This is a genomic window from Arthrobacter sp. AFG7.2, from assembly GCF_002892835.1.
Lineage (GTDB): Bacteria > Actinomycetota > Actinomycetes > Actinomycetales > Micrococcaceae > Arthrobacter.
In genome coordinates, this window is record NZ_PJMB01000001.1 from 278561 (window position 1) to 293809 (window position 15249).

Annotated in this window: 14 protein-coding genes; 4 read left to right on the forward strand and 10 right to left on the reverse strand. The window is 65.2% G+C overall.

All coding sequences use genetic code 11. The features are described from left to right. Positions 1–42: 42 nt before the first annotated feature. The 7 genes from CXX84_RS01285 to CXX84_RS01315 all read right to left on the reverse strand — a co-directional run bounded on the left by CXX84_RS01285 (position 43) and on the right by CXX84_RS01315 (position 9101). The gene (locus tag CXX84_RS01285; RefSeq protein ID WP_189337451.1) at positions 43–1767 is read right to left on the reverse strand and encodes an ABC transporter ATP-binding protein; all 1725 of its coding nucleotides are present in this window, start codon (positions 1765–1767) and stop codon (positions 43–45) included. Next, entirely contained in the window at positions 1764–2777 is a 1014-nt protein-coding gene (locus tag CXX84_RS01290) for an ABC transporter permease (protein WP_102974923.1), read from the reverse strand. Before CXX84_RS01290 ends, CXX84_RS01285 begins: the two co-directional genes overlap by 4 nt. 2 nt (positions 2778–2779) lie before the next feature. Then, on the reverse strand, positions 2780–3871 hold the full coding sequence (locus CXX84_RS01295; protein ID WP_102974924.1) for an ABC transporter permease: 1092 nt from the start codon (positions 3869–3871) through the stop codon (positions 2780–2782). Between the two features lie 143 nt (positions 3872–4014). Further along, positions 4015–5646 carry an ABC transporter substrate-binding protein gene (locus tag CXX84_RS01300; protein ID WP_102974925.1) on the reverse strand — a complete coding sequence of 544 codons (1632 nt, stop codon included), beginning with the start codon at positions 5644–5646 and terminating at the stop codon, positions 4015–4017. A 237-nt stretch (positions 5647–5883) separates the two neighbouring features. After that, a complete protein-coding gene (gene mnmA / locus CXX84_RS01305; protein WP_102974926.1) occupies positions 5884–7023 on the reverse strand; it encodes a tRNA 2-thiouridine(34) synthase MnmA in 1140 nt (379 codons plus the stop codon). Positions 7024–7142: 119 nt separating this feature from the next. Further along, entirely contained in the window at positions 7143–8387 is a 1245-nt protein-coding gene (locus CXX84_RS01310; RefSeq protein WP_102974927.1) for a cysteine desulfurase family protein, read from the reverse strand. A 63-nt stretch (positions 8388–8450) separates the two neighbouring features. Beyond that, positions 8451–9101 carry a hypothetical protein gene (locus CXX84_RS01315; RefSeq protein WP_223252945.1) on the reverse strand — a complete coding sequence of 217 codons (651 nt, stop codon included), beginning with the start codon at positions 9099–9101 and terminating at the stop codon, positions 8451–8453. 266 nt (positions 9102–9367) lie between these two features. On the opposite strand from CXX84_RS01315, the gene CXX84_RS01320 reads away from it, so the two are divergent. The 4 genes from CXX84_RS01320 to CXX84_RS01335 all read left to right on the forward strand — a co-directional run bounded on the left by CXX84_RS01320 (position 9368) and on the right by CXX84_RS01335 (position 12521). Further along, on the forward strand, positions 9368–10318 hold the full coding sequence (locus CXX84_RS01320; protein WP_102974929.1) for a J domain-containing protein: 951 nt from the start codon (positions 9368–9370) through the stop codon (positions 10316–10318). A 22-nt stretch (positions 10319–10340) separates the two neighbouring features. Next, complete coding sequence (locus CXX84_RS01325; RefSeq protein ID WP_102974930.1) at positions 10341–10808, forward strand: tRNA (cytidine(34)-2'-O)-methyltransferase; 468 nt, start codon at positions 10341–10343, stop codon at positions 10806–10808. A gap of 242 nt (positions 10809–11050) precedes the next feature. Next, positions 11051–11659 carry a sigma-70 family RNA polymerase sigma factor gene (locus tag CXX84_RS01330; protein ID WP_102975333.1) on the forward strand — a complete coding sequence of 203 codons (609 nt, stop codon included), beginning with the start codon at positions 11051–11053 and terminating at the stop codon, positions 11657–11659. A 1-nt stretch (position 11660) separates the two neighbouring features. Then, the gene (locus tag CXX84_RS01335; protein ID WP_102974931.1) at positions 11661–12521 is read left to right on the forward strand and encodes an anti-sigma factor domain-containing protein; all 861 of its coding nucleotides are present in this window, start codon (positions 11661–11663) and stop codon (positions 12519–12521) included. Between the two features lie 89 nt (positions 12522–12610). On the opposite strand, the gene CXX84_RS01340 is transcribed toward CXX84_RS01335, so the two are convergent. From CXX84_RS01340 to CXX84_RS01350, 3 genes are read right to left on the reverse strand one after another with little or no spacing between them, the layout of a single operon-like run. Further along, positions 12611–13390 (reverse strand): PIG-L deacetylase family protein, encoded by a 780-nt coding sequence (locus CXX84_RS01340; RefSeq protein WP_102974932.1) that lies wholly within the window; start codon positions 13388–13390, stop codon positions 12611–12613. Between the two features lie 4 nt (positions 13391–13394). Continuing rightward, on the reverse strand, positions 13395–14348 hold the full coding sequence (locus tag CXX84_RS01345) for an electron transfer flavoprotein subunit alpha/FixB family protein (RefSeq protein ID WP_102974933.1): 954 nt from the start codon (positions 14346–14348) through the stop codon (positions 13395–13397). Between the two features lie 14 nt (positions 14349–14362). After that, positions 14363–15163 carry an electron transfer flavoprotein subunit beta/FixA family protein gene (locus tag CXX84_RS01350; protein ID WP_102974934.1) on the reverse strand — a complete coding sequence of 267 codons (801 nt, stop codon included), beginning with the start codon at positions 15161–15163 and terminating at the stop codon, positions 14363–14365. Between the last annotated feature and the right edge of the window lie 86 nt (positions 15164–15249).

The following is a 15249-nucleotide window of genomic DNA, read 5'->3' on the forward strand; positions in this document are numbered from 1 at the left end:
CACCGGCGCTCACGACTGCATGGCACTCCCGGGGATAACCGCTTAGATGCCGAGCAGCGCCCGGTGTTCTTCCCGCCGCCGCGCCTGTTCCTGCGGATCCGGTACGGGCAGGGACGCGATGAGCCGCCGGGTGTAATCATGTTCCGGGCTGCCCATTACCTGGTTGCCGATACCCTGCTCCACCAGCCGGCCCTTGTACAGGACCCCCACCCAGGATGACAGCGTGTCCACCACCGCGAGGTCGTGGCTGATGAACAGGCAGGCGAAGCCGAACTCCTCCTGGATGTCCCTGAACAGCTCGAGGACTTTGGCCTGCACTGAAACGTCGAGGGCCGACGTCGGCTCATCCGCTATCAGCAGCCGGGGGTTCAGGCTGAGGGCGCGCGCCAGGGACGCCCGCTGGCGCTGGCCGCCGGACAGTTCGTGCGGGTACCGTCCCGCGTACGACGCCGGCAGCTGGACTGCTTCGAGCAGTTCACCTACGCGCTTGCGCGCCTGAGCCGGGCTTGGCTTCGTGTGGATGACCATGGGTTCGGCGATGCAGTCGCCGATGGTCAGTTGCGGGTTGAAGGAGGCCGCCGGGTCCTGGAACACAAAGCCGATGTCCTTCCGGAGCGGTTTGAAGGTGCGTTCCTTGAGGTTCAGCATCTCGTAGCCCAGCACGCGGAGGCTGCCGCCGGTGGTCCTGTTGAGGCCTGCAATGGCACGCCCGATGGTGGTCTTTCCGGAACCGGACTCCCCCACCAGCCCGAACACCTCGCCCCGCGAAAGTGTGAAGCTGACCTGGTCCACGGCCTTGAATGCGGGTGTTCCCAGCCTGCCCGGGTACTCGATGGTGAGGTCCTTGGCCTCCACCAGGATTTCCTCATCCTTGTGGGCCCGGCTGGTCAGCCCCTCCGAGGCGGAGTTGTGTCCGAGGTGCGGCACTGCGGCGAGCAGCTTCCGGGTGTAGTCCTGTTTGGGTTCCGCAAACAGGGTACGGGCCGGTGCCTCTTCCACCACGTCGCCCTGGTACATGACCACCACGCGGTCGGCGAGGTCCGCCACCACGCCCATATTGTGCGTGATGAGCACAATGGACGTGCCGTACTTGTCGCGCAGGTCCCGCAACAGCTCCAGGATCTCGGCCTGGACAGTCACGTCCAGCGCCGTGGTGGGTTCGTCGGCAACGATCAGGCCGGGATTCAGGGCCAGCGCCGCGGCGATGACCACCCGCTGCTTCTGTCCTCCGGAGAACTGGTGGGGGTAGTAGTTGACGCGGTGCTCGGGATCAGGGATGCCCACCTTGCGCAGGGCGTCAATGGCCCGGGACTTCGCTTCCTTGGCTGAAACCCGGTTCCCGTCAGTGCCGGCGTGCGCGCGGATGCCTTCGGCGATTTGCCAGCCCACCGTGAACACCGGGTTCAGGGCCGTTGACGGTTCCTGGAAAACCATGGCCACGTCCCGCCCGCGGATCTGGCGCAGTGTGGCAGCGCTGACGCTGATCACGTCCGCCCCGTTGATCACCACTGCCCCGGAACTGCTGGCCGTTTCCGGAAGCAGGCCCAGGATCGTCTTGGCGGTGACCGTCTTGCCGGACCCGGACTCCCCCACGATCGCCAGCACTTCCCCCTTCCTGACCTCCAGGCTGACGTCCCTGACGGCATGGACCGGACCGCCGTCAGTGGCGAACGTGACCTGGAGGTGGTCGATGTCGAGGACCGGATGGCCGCCGTCGGACTCGTGTCCTGACCCGGCCCCGGACGTCGTATCGATGTTGACGGTCATGATGCCCTCACTTCAGTTGCAATGGCGGCGCTGTCCACCGGCGCCGGGGAGCTGCTCCCCGTGCTCTTGCGGCCCCGGAGGCGCGGATCGTTCAGGTCGTTGATGCTCTCGCCCACCAGGGTCAGTCCAACCACGGTCAGCACGATAGCCAGGCCGGGAAAGAGCCCGGTCCACCAGATCCCGGACGTGGTGTCGGCGAGCGCCTTGTTAAGGTCAAAGCCCCATTCAGCGGCCGAGCTGGGCTCAATACCGAAGCCGAGGAAACCCAGTCCGGCCAAAGTCAGGATGGCTTCGGAGGCGTTCAGGGTGAAGATCAGCGGCAGTGTGCGGGTGGCGTTGCGGTAGATGTGACGGCTCATGATGCGGATATTGGACGCGCCCACCACCTTGGCGGATTCGACGAACGGCTCAGCCTTCAGCCTGACTGTCTCGGCCCGGATCACCCGGAAATACTGTGGGATGAACACCAGCGTGATGGCTGTACCGGCGGCGAAAATGCCGCCGATGAGGCTGGACTGGCCGCCGCTGATGACGATGGCCATCACAATGGCCACCAGCAACGACGGAAACGCGTACACGGCGTCGGCGATGACCACCAGGATCCGGTCCAGCCAGCCGCCAAGGTAGCCGCTGAGCAAGCCAAGAACCACTCCGACGACGATGGACATGGCCACGGCAACGACGATGACCAGGATTGCGGTCTGGGCGCCCCAGATAACCCGCGAGAGGACGTCGTAGCCGCCCACCGTTGTGCCCAGGAGGTGTTTGCCGCCCGGGGCCTGCTGGGTGGGGAAGTTTCCGTCGGCGTCGGAAAGCTGGGCGAAACCGTACGGCGCCAGCAGCGGGGCGAAAAGGGCCGTCAGGACGAACAGCCCGGTGAGGACCAGGCCTGCCACGAGCATGCCGCGCTGGAGGCCGACGCTCTTGTTGAAGTGTGAAATGACCGGCAGGCGCCGGTACCAGGGGGCCCGGGGACTCTCCATGGGGACGGGAACGGCTGGGATGCTCATGGTCAGTACCTCACGCGGGGATCGATCAGCGCGGCGATAATATCCACGATGAAGTTGGTCAGGGCGACGATGATGGCGAGCAGCACCACGATGCCCTGGACGGCGACGAAGTCACGTGCCGTGAGGTAGTTGGCCAGCTGGAATCCCAGGCCTTTCCACTCGAACGTCTTTTCAGTCAGCACAGCTCCGCCGAGCATGACGGCTATCTGCAAACCCATCACTGTGATGATGGGGATCAGCGCCGGTTTGTAGGCGTGCTTAGTGACGAGCCGGTATTCGCTTACGCCCCGGGACCGGCCGGCCTCGATGTAATCCCTGCCGAGGGTGCCGATGACGTTGGTCCGGACAAGGCGGAGGAAGATTCCGGCCGTCAGCAGGCCAAGTGCCACTGCAGGCAGGACCGCGTGGGCCATGACGTCTCCGAGCGCGGCCATGTTGCCGCTTCGGAGCGCATCGAGCCAGTAGATTCCGGTGGGGGCCGCCAGGGAGGTCAGTGCCAGTTCGCTGGACGTCCTGGCCCGCCCCGCCACCGGCAGCCAGCCGAGCCAGACGGAGAAGGTCAGCTTCAGCAGCATGCCGGCGAAGAACACCGGCGTGGCGTAGCAGAGGATGGCGAAGACCCGCAGGACGGCGTCCGGCGCCTTGTCCCGGCGGTGGGCCGCCACCATGCCCAGGGGAATACCTACGAGCAGGGCGACGAGCAGCGCGTTGATGCTCAGCTCCAGGGTGGCCGAGCCATAGGTTGACAGCATTTCGACGACGGCACGGTTATCCGTGAGGGTGCGGCCGAAATTGCCGGTGGCCAGCTGCCCGAGGTACTCGAAGTACTGGACCAGGATGGGCCGGTCGTAACCTGCGGCCTGGATCCGCTCCTGGAGCTGGTCCTCAGGCAGGCGGCCGCCCATGGCCGCAGTGATGGGGTCTCCGGTGATCCTCATAAGGAAGAACACCATGGTCACCAGGATAAAGATGGTGGGGAAGATCAGGAGGAAGCGGATCAGGATGTACTGTCCCAATCCGCCGCCGGAGGATTTCTTGGCTGCCGGAAGCAGCCCGTCCGCGTCAGTAGGTGGCGCGTCGATCAATGTAGTCATGGGTACCTCAGGTTGTCTTTGCGGTGCCTGCGGCAGGCCTGCACCGCATCCCGACCAGCACGCAGGGCGGGACAAGTGCGCCTGGCTTCAGGCGCATCATGTCCCGCCCCGTGTGCGGTCAAAGCCGGATGGTTCGGTGATACCTACTTGGACATCACGCCAAGACGGGTCTTGAAGGACGCGTCCAGTGTTTTCTCGACTCCCTGGACATCCGTTCCGGCCACCATGACCTGTGCACCCTGCAGCAGCGGCAGGGTGGAGAGATCCTCGGCGATGGCTTCCTGGGCCTGGCCCAGCAGCTCGCTGCGCTCCGCCTTGTCCGTGGTGACCAGCTGCTTCTTGACGATGTCGGTCACTGCGGGGTTCTCATAGTGGTTGCCGAGGAAGTTGCCCGGGATGAAGAAGGGGGTCAGGTAGTTGTCCGCATCCGAGTAGTCGGGGAACCAGCCGAGCTGGTAGACGGGGTAGGCGTCCACGCGGCGCTCTTTGGTGTAGGTGGTCCACTCGGTGGACTTGAGATCCACGGTGAAGAGGCCCGACTTCTCAAGCTGTTCCTTTACCAGGGCGTATTCGTCCGCCGCGGAGGTGCCGTAGCGGTCCGTGTACTGCAGCTTCACGTCAACCACCGAGGAGATACCGGCGTCGGCCAGGACCTTTTTGGCCTTGTCCAGGCTGGGCTTGCCGCTGCCGTCGCCGTACAGGCTCTTCAGCGGCTCCGTTGCGCCTTCAAATTCCTTGGGCACGTAGGAGTAGACGGGAGTGTAGGTGTCCTTGAAGACCTGCGAAGCGATAACGTCGCGGTCAACGAGGTGGGCGATGGCCTGGCGCACGGCAAGGGCCTTGGCAGGATCGGCTTCCGGCGTCTTCGCGCCGAACGGCATGGTGTCGAAGTTGAAGACCATGTAGCGCAGTTCCCCGCCGGGACCCTTGTGGACCTTTACCTTGTCGTCGTTCTCAAGGTCTGCAACGTCGGTTGCTGTGAGGATGCGGCCCGCGACGTCGATGTTGCCCTGCTGGACGTCAAGTTTCAGGTTGTTCGGGTCCGCGTAGTGCTTGAGGGTGGCGCCGTCGTTGGCTGCCGCACCCAGCATCCCCTGGTAGTCGGGGTTGGGTTTGAAGCTGACCAGTTCGTTCTTCTTGTAGCTTTCAATCGTGTACTGGCCGGCGAAGGGCTTGGCCGCGATGATCGCGTCATCGTCCATGATCTTGTCCGCAGGGAAGACTTCCTCATCCACGATCGGCCCCGGGTTGGAGGCAAGGACGCCCGGGAACACCTGGTCATTGCCGGCGGCAAGGGTGAACACCACGGTGTTGGGGTCTGTCGCCTCGATTTTTTCCATGTTGGCGAGCAGCGACGCCGGGCCGTTGGGGTCATCGATCGACTTGACGCGGTTGAAGGAGAACACGACGTCGGAGGAGTCCAGCGTGTTGCCGTTGGCGAACTTCAGGCCCGGTTTGAGCTTCACCGTGTACTCGGTGGGGCTGGTAAACGACGCAGACTCGGCGATGTCCGGGGTGGCGTCGGCGGTGCCGGGCTTGTAGTTGAGCAGGAATGGATAGATCTGGTTCATCACCATGAAGGAACCGCCGTCGTAGGACCCGGCCGGATCCAGGGTGACCACTTTGTCCGTGGTGCCGTAGGTGATGGCACCTCCCCCTGCCTCGCCGGTTGATGTCCCGCCGCCGCTTGAGGGGCCCGTGCAGGCAGTCAGTGCGAGGGCGGAGATGCCTGCCAGCGCGATTGCGCCCTGCAGTGCTTTAGTGCTCTTCGTCATCTGTGAACTTTCTGTTCGATGAGTGCGCGCCCGCCAACCGCTGATGGGTTGCATGTGCTCAGGCGGGAAGCGCACGGTGCTGATGCGTAGATTCAATCAGAGAGTCAACACTCAGCCCCGGCCATTTTGTGAGTTGAGACACGAAATTTACCTGAATGTTTGCGGCTGGCGTCAACTGCAGCACGACGGACAACGCCGCGCCGGCGGAACCGGGGCGGCGTTGGACAGTGTCGGTTTTTAGAGCTCGGCGCGCTGAAGCGAGCGGGCGGCGTCAATGGTGGCCTGGCCCAGGACGCGGCTGCCCTGGTACAGGACAATGGTCTGGCCGGGGGCAACGCCGCGCAGTGGCGTGGTGAGCCGCACGACCAGCTGCCCGCCGGCAGCGCCGGCGCCTTCTTCGTGCGGTTCCATACGTGCCGTCGCAGGCACGGGGTCGCCGTGTGCCCGGACCTGGGCATAGCAGTCGAAGTCTTCGCCCGTTTCCACTTCGCCGATGGGCAGGCCTGCCCAGGACACCTTGATGCCCCTGATTTCGTCGATGGCCAGCAGAGCCTCGGGACCCACTACCACCTTGTTTTCCTTGGGCCGGATCTCAAGGACGAACCGCGGCTTGCCGTCCGGGGCGGGTGTGCCAAGTTTCAGGCCGCGGCGCTGGCCCACCGTGAACGCGTTGGCGCCAGGGTGCTCCCCCACCTTGGTGCCTGTTTCGTCCACAATGTCGCCGGTGGACATGTCGATCTTTTCGGCAAGCCAGCCGGCGGTGTCGCCGTCGGGAATGAAGCAGATGTCATGGCTGTCGGGCTTGTTGGCCACGGAGAGCCCGCGGCGGTCAGCTTCCGCCCGCACTTCAGCCTTGGACGGCGTGTCCGCCAGCGGGAACATGGAGTGCTTGAGCTGCTCGTGGGTCAGCACGCCCAGGACGTAGCTCTGGTCCTTGGCCCAGTCAGCGGCCCGATGCAGTTCGCGGTTGCCGTCGGCGTCCTCGATGACCTTTGCGTAATGACCGGTGCAGACGGCGTCAAAGCCCAGGGCGATCGCCTTTTCCAGGAGCGCGGCGAACTTGATCCGCTCATTGCAGCGCATGCAGGGGTTGGGGGTCCGCCCGGCGGCGTATTCGTCGATGAAGTCCTGGACGACGTCTTCCTTGAACCGCTCGGAGAAGTCCCACACGTAGTAGGGAATACCCAGGACGTCGCAGGCCCGCCAGGCATCGCGGGAGTCTTCGATGGTGCAGCAGCCGCGGCTCCCGGTGCGCAGCGTACCGGGCATGCGCGACAGCGCGAGGTGGACGCCGACGACGTCGTGCCCCGCCTCGACGGCGCGGGCGGCGGCGACGGCGGAGTCAACTCCGCCGCTCATGGCTGCTAGAACTCGCATGCTGGCTTTCTCTCAGGGGGTTTGGGGTGCTGTGCAGGGTTACTGCGGCGCGGTGTGGACCGGCCGGGTGCTCCCGGAAACGATCCTTGCCTGTCTATTCTAATGCCTGTGGAAAAAGGTCAGTTGCTGCCCGGGGTCTGGCTGCCCATGGAGCTGCGCGCCACGGTTCCGGCGGTCTGGATGCTGGACTCATGTCCGGCCATCCCCGCCTGCCGTGCACGTGCATAAGCATTGGGCAGCGCGGCCAGCAGCGCGTCGACGTCGGCCTCCACCGAAGCATGCCCCAGGGTAAACCGCTGCGCCCCGCGCGCGGTCTCCTCGTCAAGGCCCATGGCCAGCAGGACGTGCGAAGGCCGGGGTACCCCGGCAGTGCAGGCCGAGCCAGTGGATGACTCCACCCCCGCCAGGTCCAAAAGGAACAGCAGGGAGTCGCCTTCACAACCGGGGAAGGTGAAGTGCGCATTGCCGGGCAGCCTGCGATCTCCGGGAGCACCGCGCAGGACGGCTTCCGGTATGCGTTCACGGACACCCTGGATCAGCCGGTCACGGAGGCCGGCGATCCGGGCGGATTCGGCGTCGAGGGTAGCAACAGCCTTTTCCGCGGCGGCGGCAAAGGCCGCGATGGAAGCGGTGTCCAGGGTGCCTGAACGGACATCGCGTTCCTGCCCTCCGCCGTGCTGGACGGGGGTCAGTTTCACGGCCCGCCCCAGCAGGAGTGCCCCCACGCCGACAGGCCCGCCGATTTTGTGTCCGGAGATGGACATGGCGTCCAGCCCCGACGCCTTGAAGTCCACCGGGATGGAACCGAACGCCTGCACGGCGTCCGAATGCACGGGGACGCCGACGGCGTGGGACAGCTCTACGATCCTGCGGATGGGCTGAATGGTGCCAACCTCGTTGTTGGCCCACATCACAGTGACCAGGGCAATGGTCTCAGGGTCACGGGAAAGCTCCGCTTCGAGGGCAGCAAGGTCAACCAGGCCAGCGCTGTCCACCGGCAGCCACACCACCTCTGCGCCCTCGTGCCGCTCCAGCCACTCCACCGTGTCCAGGACGGCGTGGTGTTCGACCGCGGAACACAGGACGCGCCGCCGCGCAGGCATACCGGCCACTCGGGACCAAAAGAGGCCCTTCACCGCCAGATTGTCCGACTCGGTACCCCCCGACGTGAAAATAACCTCAGACGGGTGGGCTCCTGCCGCAGCCGCCACAGCCTCCCGCGCATCCTCCACGGCACGGCGGGCCCGGCGGCCGGAGCCGTGCAGCGACGAAGGATTGCCCGTGCGTGCCAGCTCACGCGTCATGGCTGCGAGCGCCTCAGGAGACAGAGGCGTGGTCGCTGCATGATCGAGGTAGACGGGCACCCTGCAATTCTAGCGGCCCGTCCTGCCGGGCTCACAGGCAGCGAAACCTGCCGGGTCCTGCTGCTAGCTGGACGGCGGGAGCAGCGGGAGGAAACGGACGACGTCGGCCCTCGCAGCGGCGAGCGCGGGAGCGTCCGGGCAGGAGACGGAGATATAGGCGGACGAGCCGGCGGTGCCGAAAAGCCTGGCCAGCACCACAGTCGCCCTCCCTGCCGGTGCTGCTGCCTGCTCCAGGGCAAGCACCTCGACAGCCTTGCCGGGCGCTTCGGTGCTTCCGCCCCACTGCAGCGTCTCCGTCTTCAGGTATCCGGGCAGGATGGACGGATCAAGGTATTCAAAGAGGGCAAGGGTCGAATCGCGGTCGTCACCCCGGATGAGTGGGCTTTGGTTGATCCGCACTTTGGCCGCCACCACGCACCCATCGGCCTTCAGATACCGGGTTTCCCCCGCCACATCACGGCTGACAGCCTTCCAGCCCGGAGCTTCCGCCAGTCCATCGGAGATGCCCACCGGCACGCCGGGCGCCAGGCTGCCACCGGCAGCGAAGGGAAGATCCTGCGCGGCCACGGCGTCCGCGTCGTAGCCGGGAGTTATGGTGGGTGTCGCCAGTGCCGGCGTACTCACAGCAGGCTGGGGCGCTGCCGGGTCCCGTACATCCACGCTGCAGCCGCCAACCAGTGCAGCTCCCAGTGCAGCTGCCAGCACCGCTGCCATCCTCTGCCTGGCCCCACCGGCCGGTCCCGCCGTCGTCGGCATATCCATTCCTGCCCCGCTATGTCCCGCGGCCGGGCCGGCCGCGCCTCCACGAGTCTAAATGCACGGGAGCCGTGCAGGTGCCGCTCACTCCGCGAAGATGTTCCCGTCAACAAGCCGTGGAGGGAACCGGGAGGGGCTTGAACGTCGTTGTTCAAGGCAGGCCGTTAAACTGTGCAGACCGGGCTACCTGCGAAGACTGGCCATACCAACAGAAGGATGATTGCTTGACCGAGAGCAGCAGCTCCTATTACCAGGTGCTTCGCGTGGCCGTTACGGCCACGGAAAAGGAGATCAAGGTGGCCTACCGCCGGGCCGCCCGGACAGCCCATCCGGATCACGGCGGCGACGCGGCAGCATTCCGCCAGGTAACCAGGGCCTACGAGACGCTGATCGACCCCACCCGCAGGAAAGCGTACGACCGTTCCTACGCGGCCGGAACCTTTCGCAGTGAGGACGGGGACCCGGAACCGCATTTCGACGCGCCTGCGGCGGGCAGCCGCGCTTCGGCCACTGTGCACAGGCCAGGCAACGGCCGCAACACTGCCGGGGATCCGGCGGTCTATGTCCCGCCGTATGAAAGCGCCCCCTCCGGAGAAGTCCCGCTGATCCCCCTGTCGCTCGCCAGCCAGCAGGTTCACGGCATGCCGCGGAAGCGTGGAATTTTCGGGGCAGAGGCACGTATCCAGCGGGAGATGCGCACGGTCCAGCTGCTCACCCGCCAGGTCCTGCCGGCCATCCCCGCGGCCCGGCTGGTCAATGGCCTGCAGTCGCCCGCAGACAACAGCCACATTGACCACGCGGTCCTTTCCGGTTACCGCCTGGCGCTGATCGGGTCCATGCTGCTCCCGAAAGGCGCCTATGCCTGGGACGGCCGGACGCTGAACCACGGCGGCCGTGCCATTGCGCCTCCCCAACTGGCCCACGTGGTCCGGGCCATGCAGGACATCTTTCCTGAACTGAATGTCACGGGCTGGACTGTCGTTCTCAATCCCGGAGGCAACCTGCATGAACCGGTCATTGACAACCACCGCCGGTCACCGGGCGCACTTGAAGCCATACAGATTGTCAACGCGGCCGGGATGGTGCGCGGACTCAAGGAATTCCTCGCCGCCGGCCCTGCTCCCAATACGGTGAACGTTCCGGTGCTGGCCAGGCTCCTGCGCGGTATGCACTGACAACGGTGGCTAGGATGGGATCGTGTTCCGCATCCTTTTCCATGCCCCCGAAATCCCCGGCAATACCGGCAACGCCATCCGCCTGGCAGCCATCACGGGGGCTGAACTGCACCTCGTGGAACCACTGGGCTTTGACTTCTCCGATGCAAAGCTCCGCCGCGCCGGCCTGGACTACCACGACCTGGCCGTCGTCACTGTGCACAAGAGCATCGAGGACGCGTGGCAGCACCTCCAGCCGGAACGCGTGTACGCCTTCACCTCGGACGGGGCGGCCAGCTACACGGACATTTCCTATCAGCCGGGTGATGTCCTGATGTTCGGCCGGGAGTCCGTGGGGCTGCCGGCGGAGCTGAAAGCCGACCCCCATGTGACCGCTACAGTGCGGTTGCCCATGCTGCCGGCACTGCGCTCCCTGAACCTTGCCAACGCAGCTTCCATTGCCGTGTACGAGGCCTGGCGCCAGCAGGGTTTCGCCGGGGCCAGGACCTGACTCAACCATTCCTGAACGGCAGCTGCACGGTAGGGCCACCAGGTAATGACGGAAGGCGTCCGCAATTTGCTTGCGCACCCGACCCATCCCTCCCGACGGCTGCCACGAATCACTCCTGACAACATTCCTATGCATATGAGGAGCTGCAGGTGACAATGCTGGAGTCAGGTTTCAGGACCTCCCGCAGCAGCCGCGGCGCAACTGCTGATGATTCGCTGTCCGGAGACTTATGCTTGGTAGTGATGGAAACCCCCAACGCGCCACATTCCGAGGCCACGGCCGCGGTGACAGACCCGCCGGCCGACCTCAGCCACCGGCTTTCAGTTTTGCTGGAAAATATCAGCCGGGGTGACCAGGCAGCCTTTGCCGAGTTCTACCAGCTCACATCCAGGCGGGTTTTTGGCATGGCCCGGCGGGTGCTGATCGATCCCGAACTCAGTGAAGACACCACGCAGGAAGTCTTCCTCCAGGTGTGGCAGAACGCAGCAAAGTTTGATCCCAAGGCAGGGAGTCCGCTGTCCTGGCTGATGACCATTTCGCACCGCCGGGCGGTGGACAGGGTCCGGTCCTCGCAGTCCTCCACCGACCGTGAGGCCAAGTACGGCGCCAGCACCCAGGACATCGACCACGACACAGTGGCTGACCAGGTGGGAAGCAGGCTGGAAGCGGAGGCCGTTGTCAGGTGTCTGGCGACGCTGACGGAAACCCAACAGGAGTCTGTGCGCCTTGCTTACTACGGCGGCCTGACGTACCGGGAGGTTGCCGAACGCCTGAACGCAGCAGTACCCACCATAAAATCCCGTATCCGCGATGGACTGATCCGGCTGAAGACCTGCCTGGGGGTGAGTTGAGATGACTGAAATGAACAATGGCCGTTCCGGCTCCTTTGGCGACACCGTTGCCTTGGACCTGGCTTCCGGCCGGTCTGTGGACCTGGCCGAGCTTTACGCGCTGGATGCGGTCACCACCGAGGAGCGCCAGGCAATCGAGCAGTACATTTCGGCCGCTCCGGCTGCGGAACAGACAGCCTTTTTTGAAAGGGTGCGCCAGGCAAGGGAGACCCTGGCCCGGACCTTCCGAGTGGAGGAAGAGCCGCCGGCTGACCTTTTCGACCGCATCATTGCGCAACTGCCCGCGCAAGACAGCGGGCCGGGCGAGGGTACCCCTGGTGCCCCTGCAGTCCCTGCCCCAGGGGAGATAGCAAGCGGACGGCCTCCCATGGGAGACGAGCTCGCCCAGGCACGGCAGCGCCGTGAGGAACGACGCCGGCCGGCCGGTGCACGCCGTTGGCTCGCTGGAGTCGCAGCTGCTGCCGCCATCGCCCTCGGCGGCGTAGGCGTCGGGTCGTACCTGGCGGACCAGAACGATCCGCTGAACCAGGTGGTCCGGGCCGGTGACGTGAGGGAAGCCTCCGTGGACGTCACAGGTGGCGGTACCGCCACCGTCCTCATCTCCTCCTCCGAGGATGCCGTCGTCGTGAAAATGAACGGTGTTCCCGCCCCGCCGGCCGGGAAGGTATACCAGATGTGGCTGATCCCCAAGGACGGTTCGGCACCGGTGTCCCAGGGCCTGATGGACGAGGAAGCCTTGTCGAAGCCCGCCGTGGTCGAGGGGATTTCCTCTGCTGCGGCGCTGGGGATAACAGTGGAACCGGCGGGCGGATCTCCGTCCCCCACCACGCCCACCGTTGCCGCCGCCCCGCTTGGCGCATAGAGGTCCTGGTTCTGCTGGACAGCGAAAGCGCCCCGTTCCATAGTCCGGAAGGATATGGAACGGGGCGCTTTTCCTTCCGGCTCTGCCGGCTAGAAACCGGCGATGGTTCCGGGCCCGTTGACAGCCACAACGTGGAATGCCTCAGCACTCCTCCCGTCTGCCAGGCCCGCCCGGGCAGCATTCAGCCGCATGCCCTGCCGGACGGTGGATTCCATGGCTTCGACATCGGGGTGCTGGCTGACGTGGACGTGGATTGCCTGGAGCTTCGCATCCACGTGCCCCGTGACATCCACGAAATGGTTTTCCCGCTCGTCGGGCCCGGCGTAGAGCCAAAGCCACGGCAGCTTGTAGGCTTCCAGCCCGGCGTCGGCGAGTTCGGGATAAGCGAACGGGTTCTCCACAGCAGGGTAGACGGCGCGGGTTACCGCCTCCCCCACCGCAAGGTGGTCCGGGTGGCTCTTCTGGATCCGCTTCCAGTTCCGTTCGGGATGCATGGAAAGCACGACGTCGGGACGGAGTTCCCGAATCAGCCGTACCACGCCCTTCATCACCTCGTGCGAGGGTTCGAGGTAGCCGTCCCGCTGGTGGAGGTAGTGGATGTCGGTAACCCCCACCAGTTTGGCGGCGCGGCGCTGTTCAGCGTCGCGAAGGGCGATGATGTCCGGCCGGTGGGCGGGATCGAAGCCGCCGGCGTCACCGTCGGTCATGATGCAGTAGCTGACCTGGACGCCGGCGGCGGTCCAGGCTGCGATGGTTCCGGCAGCACCGAAGTCGATGTCGTCAGGATGGGCCGCAAAACAGAGCACCCGCTCAACCCGGTGTGCGTCCGGGTTGAACGGGCTCTGTGACTGCTCCGGAGAGTCGGTCAAAGAATCAGCCTTTTCGCTTCTTGATCTCTGCCGTGGCCTGCGGGAGGACGTTGAACAGGTCGCCCACAATGCCGAAGTCCGCGATCTCGAAGACCGGAGATTCCGCGTCCTTGTTGACGGCCACAATGACTTTGGCCGTCTGCATGCCGGCCTTTTGCTGGATGGCGCCGGATATGCCTGCGGAAATGTAGAGCTGAGGGGATACGGTCTTGCCGGTCTGTCCAACCTGCGCGTCGTGGCTGATCCAGCCGGCATCGGTGGCGGCGCGGGAGGCGCCCACTGCGGCTCCCAGGGCGTCGGCAAGTTCTTCCACCGGCCCAAAATCACCATCAAGTCCACGGCCGCCGGCCACCACGATGCGGGCGTCAGTCAGGTCCGGGCGTCCGCTGGCAACCTTCTGCTCCCGGGCGGTGATCCTGGCTGCGGCGGCAGTGCTGGCGGCAGGAACCTCAACCGTCACTGTCTCCAGCGGGGTGGGAGCGGCAGCAGGTTCAGGGACCACGTTGTTCGCCTTCACCGTCAGTACGCTGACCGCTGTGCTGGCCTTGCAGGCAGTGTTGTAGGAGCCGGCCAGGACCGATTTATGCGCGGTCCCGTCCGCATCCACGGCAACAACGTCCGTGATGACCCCGGCGTTCAGGCGGATGCCCGCACGGGCTGCAATCTCTTTGCCCTCCGGCGAGTTGTCGAGCAGGACAATCGTGGCCCCAAGCTGCTCCGCAGCTGCTGCCACGTAGGCCGCTTTGGGGGCAACGAGGAAATCATCGAGGTCCTCGGCCGAAGGGAGCAGCACGGCTCCGACGCCGTACTCCCCGAAGGTGGCCGCGACGTCGTCGTGCAGCTTCCCGTTGAGGGCAACTGCGGTTTCCCCGAGCGAGCGGCCCAGGGTGAGCAGCTCGAGGCTGCTCTTCTTCAGCGAATCACCGGGGTTGTCAATGAACACAAGTACTTTTGCCATGTCTGTGGTCTCTCTCAGAGCAGCTTCTGGGCGGCCAGGAAGTCAACGAGTTTGATGCCCGCGTCGCCTTCGTCGGTGATGATAGTGCCTGCGGTCCGGGGCGGGCGTTCCTCGGCGCTGAGCACCCTGGTCCAGGAACCTGTGTGTCCCGCCTGGGTCGGGTCCACACCGATGTCGGCAAGCGACAGGGTGGTGATGCTCTTGCGCTTGGCGGCGATGATGCCCTTGAAGTTGGGGTAGCGCGGCTCATTGATCTGGTCCGTCACGGAAACGACAGCAGGGAGGGGGGCTTCCACTGTCTCGGAGGACGTATCGGCGTCACGGCGGGCGGTGAGCCGGCCGCCGTCGACCTCCAAAGATGAAGCGAAGGTGACCTGCGGCAGGTTAAGCCGCTCCGCGAGCTGGGCGGGCACCAGGGAGGTTTCCCCGTCCGTGGACGCCATGCCGGTAATGACCAGGTCAACCGGGCCGTCGCTACCGAGGGTCCGGATGGCCGCTGCGAGCGCCAGCGATGTGGCTGCGGCGTCCGAACCGGCCAGGGCGTCATCGGTGAGGTGCACACCCTCGGTTGCGCCGATCTGCAACGCCTTCTTGATGGCATTGACTGCGCCCGAGGGGCCCATGCTCAGGGCGATGACCTGGTTTCCTGCTTTAGCTCCGCCGCGCGCTTCGGCAAGCTGCAGCGCTGCCTCGAGGGCGTATTCGTCAAGCTCGGACAGGATGCTCTCGTCGCGGTCAGTCGTGTAGCCCTCACCGTTGAGGTGGCGGTCAAACTGGGCGTCCGGTACATGCTTGACCAGGACGATGATCTTCAATGTATCTTCCACTGTATTTACAGCAGCCTTCCATGCTTGTGGACAGCCAGCCGGGTGAGGTCATGGCCGCGGAATGCCCCGGCATA